Annotated in this window: 16 protein-coding genes; 6 read left to right on the top strand and 10 right to left on the bottom strand. The window is 68.1% G+C overall.

Translation table 11 applies throughout. The annotated features are described in order from the left end of the window. The first annotated feature begins 26 nt into the window (after positions 1-26). Positions 27-344 (top strand): hypothetical protein, encoded by a 318-nt coding sequence (locus MVF96_RS05680; RefSeq protein WP_247451611.1) that lies wholly within the window; start codon positions 27-29, stop codon positions 342-344. A gap of 36 nt (positions 345-380) precedes the next feature. Here the strand turns inward: MVF96_RS05680 and MVF96_RS05675 are convergent, their stop codons facing one another. Continuing rightward, on the bottom strand, positions 381-884 hold the full coding sequence (locus tag MVF96_RS05675; protein ID WP_247451610.1) for a hypothetical protein: 504 nt from the start codon (positions 882-884) through the stop codon (positions 381-383). A gap of 307 nt (positions 885-1,191) precedes the next feature. Between MVF96_RS05675 and MVF96_RS05670 the strand changes: the two genes are divergently transcribed. Beyond that, the gene (locus MVF96_RS05670; protein ID WP_247451609.1) at positions 1,192-2,580 is read left to right on the top strand and encodes an IS1380 family transposase; all 1,389 of its coding nucleotides are present in this window, start codon (positions 1,192-1,194) and stop codon (positions 2,578-2,580) included. 96 nt (positions 2,581-2,676) lie between these two features. On the opposite strand, the gene MVF96_RS05665 is transcribed toward MVF96_RS05670, so the two are convergent. Genes MVF96_RS05665 through MVF96_RS05650 form a run of 4 tightly spaced genes read right to left on the bottom strand, consistent with a single transcriptional unit; the run spans position 2,677 to position 8,862 of the window. Beyond that, complete coding sequence (locus MVF96_RS05665) at positions 2,677-3,924, bottom strand: glycosyltransferase family 39 protein (RefSeq protein ID WP_247451608.1); 1,248 nt, start codon at positions 3,922-3,924, stop codon at positions 2,677-2,679. A 30-nt stretch (positions 3,925-3,954) separates the two neighbouring features. Next, on the bottom strand, positions 3,955-5,883 hold the full coding sequence (locus MVF96_RS05660; RefSeq protein ID WP_247451607.1) for a hypothetical protein: 1,929 nt from the start codon (positions 5,881-5,883) through the stop codon (positions 3,955-3,957). Further along, positions 5,876-7,294: a glycosyltransferase family 2 protein gene (locus MVF96_RS05655; protein WP_247452062.1), complete on the bottom strand. Its 1,419-nt coding sequence runs from the start codon at positions 7,292-7,294 to the stop codon at positions 5,876-5,878. The genes MVF96_RS05660 and MVF96_RS05655 overlap by 8 nt, the downstream gene beginning before the upstream one ends. Positions 7,295-7,317: 23 nt before the next feature. Then, the gene (locus tag MVF96_RS05650; protein ID WP_247451606.1) at positions 7,318-8,862 is read right to left on the bottom strand and encodes a hypothetical protein; all 1,545 of its coding nucleotides are present in this window, start codon (positions 8,860-8,862) and stop codon (positions 7,318-7,320) included. A gap of 1,241 nt (positions 8,863-10,103) precedes the next feature. Between MVF96_RS05650 and MVF96_RS05645 the strand changes: the two genes are divergently transcribed. Continuing rightward, the gene (locus MVF96_RS05645; RefSeq protein ID WP_247451605.1) at positions 10,104-11,366 is read left to right on the top strand and encodes an HNH endonuclease signature motif containing protein; all 1,263 of its coding nucleotides are present in this window, start codon (positions 10,104-10,106) and stop codon (positions 11,364-11,366) included. A 102-nt stretch (positions 11,367-11,468) separates the two neighbouring features. Here MVF96_RS05645 and MVF96_RS05640 read toward each other — a convergent pair whose 3' ends face one another. Continuing rightward, positions 11,469-12,365 carry an alpha/beta fold hydrolase gene (locus MVF96_RS05640; RefSeq protein ID WP_247451604.1) on the bottom strand — a complete coding sequence of 299 codons (897 nt, stop codon included), beginning with the start codon at positions 12,363-12,365 and terminating at the stop codon, positions 11,469-11,471. 30 nt (positions 12,366-12,395) lie between these two features. On the opposite strand from MVF96_RS05640, the gene MVF96_RS05635 reads away from it, so the two are divergent. Next, entirely contained in the window at positions 12,396-13,319 is a 924-nt protein-coding gene (locus MVF96_RS05635; RefSeq protein ID WP_247451603.1) for an alpha/beta fold hydrolase, read from the top strand. 281 nt (positions 13,320-13,600) lie between these two features. On the opposite strand, the gene MVF96_RS05630 is transcribed toward MVF96_RS05635, so the two are convergent. The 4 genes from MVF96_RS05630 to MVF96_RS05615 all read right to left on the bottom strand — a co-directional run bounded on the left by MVF96_RS05630 (position 13,601) and on the right by MVF96_RS05615 (position 16,380). Then, positions 13,601-14,500, bottom strand: a complete 900-nt coding sequence (locus MVF96_RS05630; protein WP_247451602.1) for a copper resistance D family protein — start codon at positions 14,498-14,500, stop codon at positions 13,601-13,603. Between the two features lie 6 nt (positions 14,501-14,506). Continuing rightward, the gene (locus MVF96_RS05625; RefSeq protein ID WP_058253629.1) at positions 14,507-15,055 is read right to left on the bottom strand and encodes a copper resistance CopC family protein; all 549 of its coding nucleotides are present in this window, start codon (positions 15,053-15,055) and stop codon (positions 14,507-14,509) included. Continuing rightward, positions 15,048-15,779 carry a YcnI family copper-binding membrane protein gene (locus MVF96_RS05620; RefSeq protein ID WP_247451601.1) on the bottom strand — a complete coding sequence of 244 codons (732 nt, stop codon included), beginning with the start codon at positions 15,777-15,779 and terminating at the stop codon, positions 15,048-15,050. Before MVF96_RS05620 ends, MVF96_RS05625 begins: the two co-directional genes overlap by 8 nt. A gap of 85 nt (positions 15,780-15,864) precedes the next feature. After that, positions 15,865-16,380 carry a YtxH domain-containing protein gene (locus MVF96_RS05615; RefSeq protein WP_247451600.1) on the bottom strand — a complete coding sequence of 172 codons (516 nt, stop codon included), beginning with the start codon at positions 16,378-16,380 and terminating at the stop codon, positions 15,865-15,867. A gap of 564 nt (positions 16,381-16,944) precedes the next feature. On the opposite strand from MVF96_RS05615, the gene MVF96_RS24630 reads away from it, so the two are divergent. Continuing rightward, the gene (locus tag MVF96_RS24630; protein ID WP_418930419.1) at positions 16,945-17,301 is read left to right on the top strand and encodes a hypothetical protein; all 357 of its coding nucleotides are present in this window, start codon (positions 16,945-16,947) and stop codon (positions 17,299-17,301) included. Continuing rightward, positions 17,298-18,497, top strand: coding sequence for an alkaline phosphatase family protein (locus MVF96_RS05605; RefSeq protein WP_247451599.1), 1,200 nt, complete (start codon positions 17,298-17,300; stop codon positions 18,495-18,497). Before MVF96_RS24630 ends, MVF96_RS05605 begins: the two co-directional genes overlap by 4 nt. The last annotated feature ends 25 nt before the right edge of the window (positions 18,498-18,522 follow it).

The raw sequence follows: 18,522 nt of genomic DNA, 5'->3' as shown, positions 1-18,522 counted from the left end.
TTGGGCTCAGTGGTCATACTGTCCTGATGCCAGACCCGTTCCACGCCCTCGTGCTACTGAACCTTCTTTTTGTCGTGGGTGCGTGGTGCCTGGCCCGGCCGAGCTACCCCGCCGCCGCGGCCCTCACGGTCAATGGCGTCGCCTGGGCGCTGTGGAATCAGCCGATCGAGGGGCGTGTACTTGTGTCCTTCAACATCGAGCACGGGATCACAGAGTCCGACATGTTGTCGGTGCTGGCTGTTGTGATCGGGACGATCACGGTGTACCGGGTTCGTGTCAAGAACCGGCGACCGGCAGACGGGGTGGTTTCGTCCGCCGGCAATGGGCAGCCCAACCGACGGTAGGGCTCAACTGAAAGCTCCCTAACCAGCCGGTACAACTCAACCTGCAGCCGTTGCACCTTCGATCCGATAGATCCGGAACTGCGGTTTGCCAGTCGGCGTCGTCACCGTCATGGCGACCGTCGCGATGCCGGCGCCGTCGGCCCAAAGCGTTGGATAGCGAACGTTGATGGCGTCGAGTGAGCCGAGGCCGGTCGGCCGCTGCGTGAGGATGTACTGCACGCCCTGCTCGGCGGGTGCGTTCAGCTTCGCGAAGAAGTCGAAGTCGCTGCGCACGACGAACTGTTCGGGGCGCTTCGACTCCAGCCAGACGCGCGAGACCCCGAAGGTGTCGACGAGAACAGAGCCCTCCGGCAGATTCTGGCTGTCCAGCCAGGCGGCGACGTTGCCCGAGACCTCGCCGAACCAGTAGAACCAGAACTCCGACGGCGGGTGGCGATCGGGCCAGAACGCCGAGCGCAGACCGTACTCCTCCTTGCCCAGCGCCGGGTTGAGCATCGACGACGCCGTCACCGGTAGCGAGGTCGCCAGGACCAGCGCCATGAGGGTGGTGAGGGTGGTCCTTTCGACACACGACCTACGCAAGCTCCGGTCGCTGCTCAAGGAGCGGCGGGTGTCCGACCTCCGCAAGCTCCGGTCGCTGCTCAAGGAGCGGCGGGTGTCCGATCTCCGCAAGCTCCGGTCGCTGCTCAAGGAGCGGCGCCCTTCGAGGCTCGTCGCTAACGCTCCTCGCACCTCAGCCTGGATCCGTGGATGGGTGCGGGGTGTCGATAACGTGAAAATGCCCTCTGAGCTGGAATGATTGGTGGTGTTGAGACAACAAAACATTCCAGCTCAGAAGGCACTTTCAGTGAAAGTATCGCACACGTTCTCCGCCACGTCCGCCATCTTCGACGACGACAACCTGGTGTCGCACGCCGGACTGGTACCGGTCATGAGAGTGGCCGAATCGACCGGGTTGGCCGCATCGCTGGGCGACCGGGTCGATCTCGGCACCACCCAGGTCGCCTCCGCCGGGGCCAACCTCGAGGCGAAACTGTTGACCGTGATCGCCGGATTCTGTTGCGGCGCTGACAGTATCGATGACCTCGGCAGGGTCCGCAGTGGTGGGCACACCCGCCTGTTCGACCGCGTGTACGCCCCAGCCACGATCGGACAAACGCTGCGCGAGTTCACCCCCGGCCACGCCCGGCAACTCAACGCGGTGATGACCCACACATTGCCGGCGATGTGCGCCACGGCGGGTCTGCTGCCCACCGACGGGTCCCGGGTATTTGTCGACATTGACTCGCTACTACGCCCGGTCTACGGCTACCAGAAAGAAGGCGGCTCCTACGGGCACGCCAAAATCGCCGGGCGTGAACTCCTGCGCAAAGGGTTGTCCCCGCAGGTCGCCACTCTGTCCGCAGCCGGGCATCAACCGGTGATCGCCAACGCCTGGCTACGCGCCGGGCGCACCGCTTCCGGGAGCGGGGCAGCGAGAATGATCGCTGAAACCCTGACCACCGCACGCCGGTGTGGGGCGAGCGGGGAGATCACCGTGCGCGGCGACGCCGCCTATGGCACCGCCGCGGTGATGCGTACCTGTCAACGCCTCGCAGCGACGTTCTCGCTGGTCCTGCGCACCAACACCGCGATCACCCGCGCCATCACCGCGATCGGAGACGACGCGTGGACCCCGGTGCACTATCCCGGTGCGGTCACCGACCCCGACACCGGCGAACTGATCTCTGATGCCGAGGTCGCCGAAACCACCTACACCGTGCACCCGGACTCCGCCCAGCCGGTCACCGCGCGGCTGATCGTGCGTCGGGTCAAAGCCCACCACCCCGCCGGCACCGACACGTTGATGCCTGCGTGGCGGTACCACTCGTTTTTCACCAACACCACCGACGACACCGTCACCGCCGACATCACTCACCGCCGCCACGCCATCATCGAGACCGTGTTCGCCGACCTCATCGACGGACCGCTGGCGCATCTGCCCTCCGGACGGTTCGGCGCCAACGCCGCCTGGCTGGCCCTGACCGCGATCAGCCACAACCTGATGCGCACCCTCGCCGCACTCACCAACACCCCCAGACTGCGAGCCGCGCGGGGCGCCACGCTGCGCCGCACCCTCATCGCGATACCCGCCCGACTAGCCCGACCAGCACGAACACCGGTCCTGCACCTACCCCGACACTGGCCCACCCAACACGCCTTCACCACACTGTGGGCCGCAGTCAACACCACCTGACCCACCAACCACACCCGCCCACCACCACCAAGGAACCCCAGTGAAAAAGCTGACACAGGTCAGCGAATACCACACGCCCACAACATAATCAGACACTCACACACCACAACCCCGCCCACCTGAAACCTCATCCACGGATCCAGGCTCAGGGATCAAAGGGCGTGCGGGACCGCAGGCGACGAGGACCGCGACGACGACCAGCGGCGTCGACGCCAGGTAGAAGCGGAACCAGCCGAAGGTCGAGCCGAGGATCACCGCGGACATCTGGAACAGCAGAACCGAGCCGAACACTACTGCCGGCACCGCGGCGTCGACCCTGCGCAACCGGACCGCGATCCAGGCCACGACCGGCAGCACCGCGAACAACAGTGGTTGCATGCCGAGCAGGTTCGCGATGATGACCTCCGCCAGCGGACCCGCTCCGACATCCTCGGCCGAGACGATCCCCGCCGCCTCCACCTGCGCCGAGTTGCCGTACTGCGAGGAGAACTGGGAGAAGGCGTTGCCGTCGAGGAGCCAGCCGAGGCCCGCCCAGACCACGAACGCGAACGCGGTGGGTATGGCCACGATGGTCGCGTCGTGCACACCGAAGGCGGCTCCGGCCCGCCACCCCGCGCGTCCGGAGACTCCTTCGGGACGGTGTCGTCGGGTCGACACCACGAACACCCCGACCGCCACACCCGCAGCCGCGGGTAGCGCCTCGTAGCGCGTCAGGTACGCCAGACCCAGGGCGACGCCGGCGATGACCAGATCGACCACACGTGATCGGTTCACCCACAACAGGATTCGACGACACGTCCACAGCAGGAAGAACAGGAACGGCGCCTCGCTCATCCCCATCCCCGCGTACAGGATGATCATCGGGTTCAGCGCGAACGCCGCGACCGCGATCCAGCGCAGCAGACGGCCGGCACCGTAATCGAGGGCGATCCGCCGAACCTGCCACCCGGCACCGGCCATGAACACCGCGCTCATGACCGCACCGGCGAATCCGACGCGACGCAACTCAGGCCACTGGTTCAGCGGCCAATGCGACGACAGTTCGACGAGCGGGATCTCGATCAGACTCGGCAACGGATTCCAGACGAAACCGATCGCACCCAGGTGCGGGTCCCGACTCCAGATGGTGAACCCGGCGTTGCCCACTCGGCTACTGGCGTCGGGATTGATGTACCCGACAACGAGATACAGGTACGCGCCGACTGCCAGGTAGCCGGTGACCAGACCGCCGAACAGCGCGATCCCCCACCACTGTGTCGCAGTGAATCGTCGACGGCTCCCGGTCGCCGGCGGTTCGAGGCCGGCCACCGGCGACGCGGTATCGTCGCGAACCGCGAGGGTCATGAAGTCGCAGAATTGTCGGGGCCGTTCGAGTCACCGAAACGCCTGCGGTACAGCATCACCGCAACCACGACCAGGACACCGAGCACGATCACCGCGGCACTGATACCCAGCCAGGTCCCAACTGGTGCCGACCTGATCGACCTCGGCCTGCGGACCGTCGGCCCGCACGGTCATCAGCTCGGGCTGACCCGCGCGGCCGGCCACCAGGACGTCACCGCGGAGGTTTGCCAGATCTCCCTGCTGATCATCGAGATACGCGAACAGCGGGTCGACCAGATCCCACGACCCCGAGGTGCTCACCAACACCACCGTGCGCGAGTTCTGCGAGAACGCCTGGATGGTACCCAGCCCGTCCGGGATGGCCAGCCGGATCTGCGCGGCCAGGTCGACGAGCGTGGACGAATCCTCGGTGTTGATCGGCGGGTTCAGCGGGCGGGCGTTCGCCGCGTCGGCCACCACGAGTGCGCCGGTGTTGCTGGCGATCGCCTGATCCAGCGGCACCAGCACCGGCGACAGTGCGGTGGCCGAACTGCGCTGCACCGACGCGAGCAGTTCAGCGGCGGCGTCGAGTTGCGCCGGGTTGGTGTTGTCGAGCGCGACCTGGACGGTCGGCTGCCACCCGAGTGGCACCGACGAGAAACCGCCCATCCGAACGGGAGTCGTGCTCGACGACGCGGTCGACGACGGGTCGATCTGGAACGTCAGCGGCACACTGCGAGGCGAACAGGCGCCCGGGGCCGGCTCGTAGGAGACCCGGAATTCGAGCGGCTCGTTGGCTGCCACCTGCGCGGCGGGGATGGTGAACTTCGTGTCCAGCGATCCGGACGCGTTCAGCGCACTCGTGTGCAGGATCTCGCCGCCGGTGACGGCCATGACGTTCGCCCGCTCGTCGTCGCGGACCGGGGTGTAGCGCGCCTTCAGCGCGACGTCGACCGCACCGGGCCGACCGAGGGCGAGGATCGTCGGATCGAAACCCGGTACCAGCGAGGCGGTTCCGAGAGCCTCCACCGACAGCCGATCGGAGAACTCCCCGAAGGTCACCGAATCCGAACCCTGCACCTCGCGGTCTCCGACGGATTCGACCGCGGCGGAGTCTGTCTGGGCAAGGTCGGTCAGCCCGTCGCGAAAGAGCGCCACCTGATCGGGCAAGGAATCCTGATCACCGCTGATCACCAACACGGCCCCGGGAAGTCCCGCACGTTCCAGACGGACACTCCCCGCCCCACCCTCCTCGCGGATGACGACCGCCCGGTCCAGCGGACTGGCCGCGCGCGGCAACCGGGCATCGGCCGACTCCACCACGTCGATCGCAACACGTTGCGGACGATAGTGATTCGCGATGGCGGCGACGACGCCGAGCGTGGTCTGCGCGGCCGCGGCACTCGGGTCCTCCGGGGTGTACACGGTCACCCGGTTGACCACGGTCCCGAACGCATCCTGAATGGTGGCGGGCACCGTCGCGGCGCCCCGGAAGGCGACGTTCAGGCTGGTCAGCGCGACCTCCGGCACCGGTCCGCACACCGAATCGTCGGTCCCGTTGCGCAGCGTCAGTCGCAGATCCGCACGGCCGTTGTCGCCCACGGGCACTGCGGTCAGCGGAACGGAAAACGCGGTGCTGAGCTGCCGCGGACCGAACCTCGGTACGACGACGGTACCGATGATCGTGCCGTCGGTGCGGGCGACCTGGATGAAGGCGTCGGTCACGTTGGTCGCCGACGCAACCACACCGGTCAGCGTGGTCGGTGACATCCCCTGCGGCACCGGGATGCTCACTCCGACCGGAACGTCGGCGCCGTCGATCGTGACCGAGGTGCCCATTCCCAGTTGCCGCCAGTTGAGCGTCGTCGTGCCGTCTCCCGGCGCCGCCGCGGCCGGAGCCACCGCTCCCATGCCGACGATCAGCGCCGCCAGGACCGCTCCCAGGAGGCGTCGCAGGCGGACAGGACTGTTGCTAGACATTCTCAGGACCTTTCGGCGGTCGGGACACACCGGGCATGGCCGAGAGTCCGTGCACGGTCTTCTCCCAGTAGGAGGGCTTGTAGATGAGCTGCGCCATGCTCTTGATCGCAGCCATGGACTGAAGGAACCAGTACCCGGGCACGAGCAGCGCGGCACCGAGTAAGTAGGGCTTGCCGAGGGTGCGGGTCGACACGACGCCCAGCATGATGGTGGCCAGGTTCCCGACGGTGAACATCAGGACACACAGGTAGTAGATGGGACCCGGAAACAGGGAATGCATGAAATCGGGTTTCCCGGCGAACCACACCAGCAGCAGCGTCCAGAACAGCAGGTTGAGGGTGTTGGCGATCGGCATGCCCGCGGTCAGGTTCGAGATACGCAGCGCCGGAACGAGTCCGAGTTCACGGACCATGTCGACCGGGTGGCGGGTGTGCACCAGGAAGGTCTGAAGATAACCCTTGTACCAGCGCGAGCGCTGCCGCACCCAGTTCACCACGTCGGCGTTCGCCTCTTCGCCGGTGAGTGAGTCCAGGACGACCGTGCGATATCCGTAGCGCGCCAGCCGGATTCCGAGATCGGCGTCCTCGGTGACGTTGTAGGCATCCCATCCGCCGACCTCCCGCAGCACGTCGGTGCGGATGTGGTTCGACGTCCCGCCGAGGGGGATCACACACTTCGACGCACTCAATGCGGGGAGCATGTAGGAGAACCACTGGTCGTATTCGATGGCGAACCATCGGGTCAGCAGGTTCTCGCGCTCGTTGTAGTACCCGAGCCGGGCCTGCACCGAGCCGACCTCGGGCGGACTCGCGGCGAAGACGGCTGCCGCTCTGCGCAATTGCAGCGGATCCGGGATGTCTTCAGCGTCGTAGATGGTGACGATGTCGCTGCGTTCCGATGGCAGATCCATGGCGACGTTGCACGCCTTGGGTTTGGTCCGCGGTTCGCTCGGCGGGACCAGCACCGGGGTGATCCCGTCGAGGTCGGCGTGTTCGACGGCGGCTCGGGTCTCGTGGTCGTCGGCCTCGAGGACCAACAGGATGTCGAGTTTGTCTGCGGGATAATCGATCTTGCCGACACCGGCGACCAGGTTGGCGACGATCTCGGGTTCCCCGTAGACCGGCAGCAACACGGTGTAGACCGGCAGGTCGGCGTCGGGAATCGCGCGTGCGTCGTCGTCGGACACCCGCAGCACTCCCCTGCCGGTCATGCCGCGGGTGACGAGCACGAACTTGTCGACGCTCGAGACCAGGAAGTACAGAGCGCAGATGCTCAAGATGACCGCGAGTGAGACCCGCCAGGTCAGGAGGAACGCTGCCGCGGTCACGATCGCGAGCACGACGAGGCCGAGACGCTGCCTGCGGCTCAACGGATGTTGTGCCGACAGGGTGGAGACATGCCGCGCGTCCATAACCCGTCCCGCGTCGGGGGCGGTCACCGAGCTGGTCGTTCGACGGCGTCGATCATCGACCACGCGAGATCGGTCAGCGCGACATCGAGGTCGGAGTCGTCGACGGGGTCCGGGGTGTCGTCGCCACCGCGGATGAGCCAACTGATGGGTTCGGCGACGGTGGTGGCATAACTGGGCGGCTTCGGCTCGGCGACGTTCGACGATCCCGGCTGATCACGCGCGGCCATCAGGTAGACGGCGATGTAGCGCTCACCGGCTGGCGTGGGAACTCGCCAACCCCAGAATCGACCGGTCCACAGTGTTTGATCCGAGGTGCGGACCGACTCCAGGGTGTTGGCGATGCTGCCGAGCCGGGTGTGTCGGCCGTCCGAAGAGGCGGGAGTCGAGTGGATCGTCGCCGGCGGCACCGTCTCGTACCAGAGACCACGGCGGTAACTGGAGAAGCGGCCCAGATCCGCGGTGGAGAACACGTCGAGATAGGCGGTGGACAGCGGCCTGTTCTCCGGACCGGTCTGCCCCGTCGTGACGCGGTACCGACGCACGTCACCGTCGGACCCCATGACCCGCGGACCCCAGTCGAACACCTCGGGCTCGGTGATCCCGATACCCAGCGTCCGCAACTGCTCGAGCCACTCCTCGCCGATGGGCGGTGACACAACGGGTTTCGGCGACTCCGGTGCGAACGGAGTCACCGCCAGGATCACCAGTGCCACCAACCAGGCCGACGCCAGGGTGGCGATGGACTGCTTGGGCAGACCGGCGCGTGCCGAGCCCGTTCTCCCGAACCGAAGTCGTGCGACGATCGCGATCGCGGTCACCGCGCCAGCGGGAACCGTGTAGGCCAGGAGCGGGATGTCGTGGAGTACCGCAACCAGCACCGCGCCGCCGACGCCGGACAGCGCCGCGGTGGCGAGGGCGACCCGCGGGTGCCGACGCAGCGACATGTACGTCACGACGAGGGCAATCGCCACGGACAACGCGCCGAAGGCGACGGTCGTGCCGCCGAGCACCTGCCCCATGAGCAGGTAGTTCGGCGGGAAGCAGGTCAGGAGGAACAACCAGATGAGGTAGTCGCGGACGACGCGTCGGATCCCGAAGACCACGATCGACGCCGCGAATACCCAGATGAGAAGCGGGATCAGATCGGCGTGCCAGAACGCCGCGACGGCCGGAATCCGCGGGATGACCAGGGCAGCGGTCAGTCCGAGCGCGCCGCCCACGACGACGACCAGAATGCGGTCGAACTCGCCGTCACCGATCTCACGCCCCCGCGACGAGACGTCGAGCCCGAAGGCGATCATCAGACACCACAGGGGCACGAACAGCAGGTATGCCGTCGGCGACCCCTGGCGGAGCGCGTCGAACTCGGCAGCGATGGCCGGCGCGAACGCCAGCATGCCCGCCCCGATCGTCGACGCGTACCGGGCGCCCATCGACATCTCACGCGGCGCGGTCAGCGTCGCTCGCCATGTACGACGAGCCGCGCCTCGCGCCGGCGCCGAAGCCGCGTCGGCGTCGACGTCCGCAGATGGCGGCGACGCGGGCACGACTGAATCGAGAACAGTCATCGAAATCCTCCCCAGGACGGCGCCTGAGCAGTGGGCTCCAACGCCAGACGCGGCTTCGGCGCCAACCCTGCGGGCCTCCCCTGGCAACCGAATCGCGAACTGAACAGAGCGTAACGCTAAAAAGAAAGTTGATGGAGCACATCGACGGCACCGATTTCATGAGCCGCGGCCGTGTCGGTGCCGAATGAGGGCTCGACTCGGGGTCGAGGCGTCTCTCGTCTTTGGTTGCACTACAGCGTGTTTGGATCTTGATTGGCTTCGTCCGGGATCGCCGACTGGACCGCGTCCTGGTCTGAAGTCACGCGACTTACGGCACGCATTTGTAGTTGATGTCACACCTGGGAGAGTGGGTCACCTGACCGGATCAACAACATTAAATAAGCTGCGCTGCAGCCATTCACAAGCGTTTCATGTGGTTCGGCAACAATGTCGGGACGTTGGGGTGGTAGGGCGACTGCGAACCATCATCGACAATTATTACTTGTCAGTCAGCAGCCGCGGTGGGATCGTCATGAGTCCATTCGCGAGACCACGTCGACGTCGCGCGGTGCTACTGCGTCGACTTCTGGTCTTTTGACAACGGCGGTGTTGGCGCTCTGTGTCCTCGCGACCGGACCAGCAGACCTCGGCCATCCACGTCGGTGACAGTGATCGGTCGGCGCATCCACCGTCATCGGCTGCGCCCTCCGCTATTGGGCCCACCGATTTGGCACGGGTGCGTCAGCCGACTCGTCGGACCGCTCGTCAACCTCGCGAGGGACGACCCTCGGGCGGCGGCCTGGCCGTTGCACCCGTCGAACCTGAGGACCCGTCGGCGCGGTCGGCGTGGCAGGCGGCATCGCCGACAACGAGGACAACTGGCGGGGCCCGGCACGGCACGGCGCCGCTTACACCACCGACCGCAGGCCGATCGGCGTGGCGGGCTACGGCGGACCCGCTGAGCGCAAGGAGGTCTACGCGCCACTCGCGCAGGTGTCGCCGAACTTCGACCTGCCGGCCACCGCCGATCTCTGTGGGGATGACGAGCACCGAGTGGGCGTTCGTCTGCATCACGAAGGCCGCTACCTGACCGTCCGTGGGGCTCGTGGTCATGGCGCGAATCACCAATTCTGGGCGCGAACTCGAAACGGGTGTGACTGGAGTCAATTACTGACAACAGTCACCACACTGTCGACGAAAAACGCTGCACAGTCGATGAATTCGCGGTTCCCGGCTTGTGGAAACTCCTCGAAATCGAGCGAATGTTCCCGTACCTTGGAGTCATGCCAGAGCTCGCCACTCTTCTCGATCAGCTCATCGAGACCACCCCACCCGCCGACGACCCCACGGGCCGATCAACATTCGACGCGCTCGAGACGCTGCGCTTGATCCGCAACACCGTCGACCACCAGATCGTCACCCACGCAGCACAACTCGACGAACTCGGCGTCGCTCAGAAAGCCGGCAGCACCACCAAGAAGTTGCTGATCGAGTCAGGACATGCACCGGCCGCTGCTCTTCGCACCATGCGCAGCGTCGACGCCCTGCCCGCGCTTCCAGCCCTGACCCGTCACGCCGCCGACGGGCGGCTGACCGGCGAGGTCGTCGACGCCGTCGTCCGCGGGATGAACGAGATCGACAAGCGTTGTGGTGAGCCGCTTTCCGACGGTGACCGCCCCCAATACGAAAGCGAACTCATCGCACAAGCGTTGTCCGGCGCGACCCCGACACAGGTCCTCAAACACGCCCGCGCGATCGCCAACGCTCTCGCCGACGCCTCCGACACCGGTGTTCCCGCAGCCGACGACCCATCTCTGAACTCGGTGAACGCCCACACCACCGACGACGGCCGCGTCGAAATCCGCGCCGACCTCACCCAGATCGTCGGCGAGAAGTTCCTGGCCATGATCGACGAACGATCCTGCCCACGACCCGAACCCGACGGCGCCGAGGACCGTCGCACCGCCGAGCAACGCCGCGCCGACGCCTTCGAACTGATCCTCGACCAAGCCGCCCTCGGCGCTACCCTCGACACCGTCGGTTCCCCACGCACCCAGTTGATGCTGACCATTCCCGCTACCGGCGTCGATCCGGCGTCGCTGCCGTGGACCGGATCGGTCAGCCAAGCGACCGCGAAACAGGCGTCGTGCGACGGCTCGCTGACCGAGATCATTCTCAACGGTGAGGGCGTACCGCTGCAGATGGGCCACACCCACCGGCTGTATCCGTCACACCTACGCAAAGCGATCATCGTCCGCGACGCCTGCTGCATCAAATGCGGTGCACCGCCGTCCCATACACAGGTGCATCACATCAAGTCGTGGGCCGACGGCGGACCCACCGACCTCGACAACGGCTGCCTACTGTGCCAGCGCTGCCACACCCAAGTCCACCACCACGGGTGGGACATCGTCATGGGCTTCGACCGACACCCCTGGCTCATCCCACCCGCCAGCATTGACCCGCAACGCCGACCGCTACCCGCCTACAACCGACGCACCATGCGCCTCGATGCCGCCGCCTGATTGGCCGTCCGACAACCACTTTCGCGTAGCACCTTCCGCACCCGGGCCACACCCGGGACCGCATCCGTCCCTTGACAACTCCACAGTGTGAACGGCGGCCTGTCAGTGCGCCGCCACTGACGACCGATCCCGAGGCACCACGGCGTCGAGTGCCTCGGCAAACGGTGGGATGAAGTAGCGCGCGCCGACGACGCAGCAGGCGTGCCCGCCGTCGACCTCGAAACGCTGTGCGCCGGGGATGCCGTCGATCAGCAGCTGCTGCCGTTCGGGCTCGACGACCCGGTCGCGGATGGAGACGACGACGGCGGTCGGGACGTCGACCTCGTGGAGCCAGTCACGAGAGTCGAACTCCCCCAGCCCGTTTCCGAAGTCACCGAGGTGCGACAGCGGCGTCGAGAAGAACTGTCGAAGGGCCCAGATCGAGGTGTGTGAGGTCGTCTTGTTCAGACTCTTCTCGGACACCCGCGGCAGGATGCGGTAGACGGGGCGGAGGATGCGTCCCATGCGTTCCGACGACGCGCGGTGCCGGGGATCGTGCGTGCTGAAGTACGGGCCGGTCGAACAGAGCACCAGACCGGCGACACGTCCCGGATGGCGTCGCCACACCAGCTGGGCGATGCCGCCGCCCATCGAGAACCCGGCGACCGTGAACTGGTCGATACCCAGGACGTCGGCGAGGGCGACGACGTCGTCGGCGCAGTCACGGAGGTCGAACGTCTCGGACTCGATGCCGCGGCCGTGCCAGCGCGCGTCCAGGGTGATGACGCGATAGCGGTCGTTGATCGCCGGGATCGTCGGGTACCAGCAGAGCAATCCGGTGGTCAGCACCGAATGCAGGAGGAAGACGGCGGGTGCGTCGCGCGGGCCCGAGTCGGTGACGAACGCCCGCCCGCGCCCCGGGAGGTCGACCATCCGGCCCTCCGGGATGTCCCGAGCCGGGTACGGGGTGAACACGTGGCGGATGGCGCGCGCGGTGCCGTGAACGAACTCGGGGATCACGCCACCAACGGTACGTGAGATGCTGATCACATGATTGACATCGCCCGTCCGAAAATCGAGGGGTCGATCGCCGTCGCCGACGGTGATCGTCGGATCGGATTCGCCGAGTACGGATCGGCCACCGGACGGGCGATCGTCTGGTTACACGGCACGCCCGGCGCGCGGCGCCAGATCCCCGTCGAAGCGCGTGCGTACGCGCTCGAACGCGGAATCCGCCTCATCGGGCTCGATCGGCCGGGCGTGGGGTCGTCGAGCCCGCATCGGTACGACAACGTCGCGGCCTTCGCACCGGACCTCGCGGAGGTCCTCGAGGCCCTGGGCATCGACGACTTCGCGATCATCGGGCTGTCGGGCGGCGGGCCGTACGCACTCGGGGTCGCCCATGCCATGCCCGACCGGGTGACGGCGGCGGGCATCCTCGGCGGTGTCGCGCCGACGGTCGGACCCGACCGCATCGAGGGCGGGGCCATGCGACTCGGCACGCTGCTCGCACCGCTCGTGAGCGTGGCCGGCGCGCCTATCGGCCAGGTGCTGAGCGTCGCCCTCGGCTTCGCCCGGCCGATCGCCGAACCCGCGATCTCCATCTACGGTCGACTGTCCCCGCAGGCGGACCGAGAACTGTTGGCGCGCCCCGAGTTCCGGGCCATGTTCCTCGACGACCTGCTCCACGGCGGAAGCCGACGCATGAACGCGCCGTTCGCCGACGTCGTCGTCTTCGCGCGGGACTGGGGCTTCCGCGTCGGCGACGTCACGGTGCCCGTGCGCTGGTGGCACGGCGACGCCGACCACATCATCCCGTACGCCCACGGCGAGCACATGGTGTCGCTGCTCCCCGACGCGAAGCTGTTCGAGATGCCCGGCGAGAGTCACCTCAGCACACTGCACATGGCGACCGACATCATCGACGAACTCCTCGCGCTGTGGGACCAATCGCGGCCGCCGTTGGGCGAGTGAGGTCGAGCAGCGACGGCCGCCCCCCGCTGGTCGAGCAGCGTCGAACGAGCGAAGCGAGGCCGCCGCGCCCGTCGAGGCCACCTGGTGACCCGCGGCAAAGTGGCTTCGACACGGCGCCTCGCTGCGCTCGGAGCCGGCTCAACCAGCGGGTAAGGGGGCTTCGACACGGCGCCTCGCTGCGCTCGGAGCCGGCTCAACCAGCGGGAAAAGTCACCTTCTCGACCAGCGGGAAAGGTCGCCCTCTCGAACAGCGGAAAGGGAGCCGAGGGAGACGCTCCAGCTCAGAGCGGCGCGGTCGCCGACAGCCCGGCCGCGAGGCCCAGCGCCACGGCCATGATCGCCAGTTCGACGACAGCCGCGCGCACGGAGGCGGGCTCGCTGCTGCGATGCCGCTGCACGGCCGGTAGCCAGCGTCGTCGGTGCCAGACGGCGAGACCCACGAGGACCGCGAGGACTGCGGCCTTGGCGAGCAGGATCCGGCCGTAACCGCTGCTCACCAGGTTCGCCGGACCGTCGACCTCGATCAGGCCGGAGATCAGGCCGGTCACCGTGAGGACCCCGACGGCCCAGGGCGCGCGCCCGGAGAAGACCGGCAGACTGCGCGCCCACCCCGACCGGCCGCGCACCGAGAGCAGCATCGCCGCGAGCAGTCCACACCACCAGGCCGCGGCCAGCGCGTGGGCACCGATGAGGAACGGCCCCCACGAGTCGTTGCCGGCGTGACCGGCGATCGAGGTGGCCAGCACCCCGATCGCCGCGAGCGCTCCGACCACGAGCACGGGGATCTCGATCCCCGTCAGCAGGTCCAGCACCACCCACGCGAGGATCAGGACCCCGGCCACCAGCGCCACCATCTCGGGCGCACCCGAGAACAGCACGTCGCCGAAGTCGCCGGCCTTGACGTCGAGCACCTCGACACCCGCCCGATCGGCCGTCCGCACCCAGGCGCTGACCAGCACGGCCAACACCCACACCCCGGCCAGCAGGCCGATCACCCGGGTCGAGGGCTCGGCGTCGACCGTCGGCAGTGCCCCCAGACCGAGCAGCGTCACGGAGACACCGAGCGCGAGGGTCGTGGGCACGGCAACCAGATCCGGACCGTCGGGACTGGCGAGCAACCAGCTCACCACGAGACCGCCGGCCAGGGTCATCGCGAGGATCAACCCGTTGCGGACGGTCATCAGGTGTCAGCGCCGCGTCGAGGGTCGCCGGCTCAGCCAGAACACGACGCCGAGTCCGACGATCAGCACGACGGCGGCGCCGGCGATGAACCACCACACCGGGATTCCCTCGTCCGACGACGCATCGACCGCTTCGATCGCCGGGCCGGGTTCACCATTTCCGGCGACCGCGAGCTCGAACGTGCGCTGTCCGCTAATGACGTGCCCATCGGCCGAGGTCACCCGGTAGTTGACGACGTACTCACCGGCCGGGCCGAGTTCGCGCACCCCGACACGCAGGTTGGGGCCGTCGACCGTCGGGTCCCCGTTCTGCCAGTAGTGGTCGTCGGGCCCGACGACGTTGAGCACCGCATACGACGACTGGATCGGCTCGTTGAAGGTCAGCGTCACCGTCTGTGGACCGGACTGCAGCGTCGCCCCCTCCGCGGGGTCGGAGGAGACCAGCCGCGAGTGCGCCGCCGCCGGGGCGGCCGCCCACGATCCGACGAGCCCGAGACACAGCAGCGTCGCGAGGACCAGGACGACGCGTCGAACCGGCGCGCGACGGTCAGGCATCGCCGCCGCCACGACCGTTGCGGCGCAGCGCTGTCAGCGCCGCGACGCCGATGACCGCGCCGAGAGTGCCGACCACCAGGCCGATCCCACCGAGCCAGCGCGCGGCGGAGTCCTCAGACGATGCCGATGACTCGGAGGTGTCCGAAGCGTCGGCGGTGCCCGTCGTCGAGGCGGCGTGCGAGCCGCCGTGATGCCCGTCGCCCGTGGCCGGGGGCAGGGTCAGCGTCGGTGCGGGCAGCTCCGGCTCGGAGCCGTCGTCGGGGGTCGGCTGACTCCAGTCGGCGGTCTCACCGTCGGCGTAGGTCTGCAGCGCGGGGAGTTCGACGGTCTCCTGCTCGGGGAACGGTCCGCCGGAGAACCGGAACTGGCCGAACTGTCCGACCGGCACCCCCGGCGACCCCGGATCGGCGGTCCAGGTGATCTCGGTGACCTTGTCGTCCTTCTTGGTGACGACGGACTTCCAGCCTGGCATCACCTCCGGGCGGGCCGAGGTCAGCCCGGGCAGCGTCACCCGCAGCGCGGTCGTGGCGGCGGCGTCGGACTCGTTGGGGACGACGAAGGTGACGACGCCGTACCCGCCCTGGGTGACCGTCGGCGCGTTGGCGGTGACGTGCGCCGACGCGACACCCGCACCCGCGAAGGAGGCGAGGCCGACGAGGGCGACGGCGGTGGCGGGTGCGGTGATGCGGCGGGCGATCGTCGCCCGCGGGGAACTGAGCTTCATGGAGTGTGTCTTTCGATGGTGTCGGGACCGGTCCTCGTGGACGCGCGCTTCAACCCCACACCTTTCTGGTCTGGGGCCGGGCGCGTCAGGAGGCAGCCGGTGGTCCGCGAACACCGGTGCCGCCCAACGCGGGTGCGGCCGGAACACAGGGCGGCGTCCAGAACACCGGAGCGGCCGTATGTGCTGCGACGGTGACCGGTGGCACCAGCGATCGGATCACCGAGCCGATCGACGCCAGGAGATGGGCACCGGCGACGATTCCGACCGCGCTGAGAGGGATCGCCACCAGGTGGGTGAGGAGCATCGGCAGCGTCGAGGCGTCGTGGGCGGCGTGCCCGGCGTCGAGCGCGAGAGCCCAGTGACTAGCCGCCTGGGCAGCGGACAGGACCAGCGTGGTCGACGCCGCCGCCGCCGCGAGCCGTCCCCGGCGCGGCGCGAGCAGCATCGACGCGACCACGCCGATCGCGGCGCTCAGCAGGACGCCCGACGAACTCGGCATCGCCCCGCTCGCCGCACCGTGCGCGGCGACCGCCACCGCGGGGACCACACCGGCCGCGGCGACGCGCGCGAACGCGTCGGACGGTCGGGCGGTGCGGGACATGGGGCTCATCCTAGATCGGGCTGGACGAACCACGACCACGGTGTCGCCGGGCGATGACAGAATCGACCCCATGTCGGATGCAACCCTCGGTGTGGAGGTTCGTGAACTGTCGTCGCCCGACGAGCTCGAGGACCTCCTGCGGATCTTCGACGACGTGTGGCGGCCCGATCCGACGAACCGGCCCGTGGGGACCGACATGCTGCGGGCGCTCAGTCACGCCGGCAACTATGTGGCCGGCGCCTTCATCGGCGACCACCTCGCGGGCGGGAGCGTGGCGTTCTTCGGCTCACCTGTCGGCGAGATTCTGCACAGCCACATCACCGGGGTCACCCGCCGCGGCCGCGGCCATCAGGTGGGTTATGCGCTGAAGATGCACCAGCGTCGCTGGGCTCTGGAGCGCGGACTGTCGACGATAACCTGGACCTTCGATCCCCTGGTCGCCCGCAACGCCTACTTCAACCTCACCAAGCTGGGCGCGACGCCCGTGCACTACTACGAGGATTTCTACGGCGAACTCGGTGACGAGCTGGGCGGCGATGCCGACTCCGACCGGGTGCTGGTGGCGTGGGACCTGAAGTCCGCTGCGCCGTCGGTGCCGGACGGGTCGTCGAGGTCGGAGGAGCGGTCCAGTCGGTGGACGAGGCGCTCGCCGGTGGGGCCGTGTCGGTCATCGACGTCGAACAACCATCCCATCCCGTCGCGCACCACGAGCGCATCACACCGGATGCCGGCGCCGTTGTCGAGGTTCCGCGTGACGTCGAGTCGATGCGGGTCAGCGCGCCGCTCGACGCCGCCCGGTGGCGGATCGCGCTGCGAGATGCGTTGTCGCCGTTGCTCGTCGAGGGAGAAGCGCGTCGGTCGGTCCGGTTCCTGCGGTCGGGACACTATGTGTTCGGACCGGCCGGTTCGGGGGCGCGGTGACAGAAGTGGCGGGTCCGCTGGAGCTGGCCCCGGCAGACTGGCACGGCTATCCGCACACGCTCGCCGACGTGTTGCCGGCGGTGGCGGGTGCCCTCGGGGTCGCATCCGAGGGTGCGGGACCCGTTGTCCCGCCGAGCGACTCGGTGGTTCTGCTGCTCATCGACGGCCTGGGCGCGACCCTGCTGGACGACTACGCCGAGCATGCCCCGACGCTCAAAGAACTGACCTCGACGACGCTGCGTGCCGGGTTTCCGGCGACCACCGCGACCAGCATCCTGAGCCTGACGGGCGGCACGTCGTGCGGAGTGCACGGGATCATCGGGTACAGCTTCCGCCCGGGTGACGAATGCCGAACGCGCGGGTCACGACGAGTGCTCAACTCGCTGCGCTGGACCCTCGACGACGCCTCCGGACCGTCGGCGTTGATGACGTATCCCCCGGCCCTCGTCCGCACCGAGCGAGGGAGTCTCGAAGAACTTGCCGCAAAGGGTGTCCGGGTCACCTATGTGATGCCCGGCGAGTTCCGCGGAACCGGCCTGACGATGGCGGCCTTCCGCGCGTCGGGACAGTTCCTGCCCGCCGTGACGCCCGACGGCATCCGCGACGCCGTGCTGACCACCCTGCGGCGTCGGAGTCGGCATCGGCGTTTCGTGTACGCCTACTACAGCGAGCTCGACATGGCGGGCCACATCCACGGCCCGGGGTCGGCGGAGTGGCTGGAGAAGCTGCGCATCGTCGAACGGCTGGTCGCCGACCTCGCCTCCGAACTGGGCGATGACACAACACTTCTCGTCACCGGTGACCACGGGATGATCACCGCCGACCGGGCGATCGACATCGACACCGCCCCCGCCCTGCTCGACGGCGTCGACGCGGTGGCCGGCGAGGCGCGGGTCCGGCACGTCTATGCGACACCGGGATCGGCCGACGACGTGCTGAGCGGTTGGGCGTCGTATCTCGGCGACGCCGCGCACGTGGTCTCGCGCGAGCAGACCATCGACGAAGAGTGGTTCGGACCGATCGTCAGTGACGCTGTGGCACAACGCATCGGCGACGTCGTCGCCGTGGCCCGCGGCGCCACCACCCTCACCCGCAGCAAGCGCGAGACGATGGAGTCGATGATGCTCGGCCACCACGGCGCCTGGACCACCGCCGAGCAACTCGTGCCGCTCATCGTGGCCCAACCTGCTCCCTGATCCGAAAGAACGACCTGCCCCCGCT

The organism is Gordonia hongkongensis (genome assembly GCF_023078355.1).
GTDB classification, from domain to species: domain Bacteria; phylum Actinomycetota; class Actinomycetes; order Mycobacteriales; family Mycobacteriaceae; genus Gordonia; species Gordonia hongkongensis.
The sequence above is the reverse complement of the archived record's forward strand: the minus strand, read 5'-3'. Positions and strand labels throughout refer to the sequence as shown.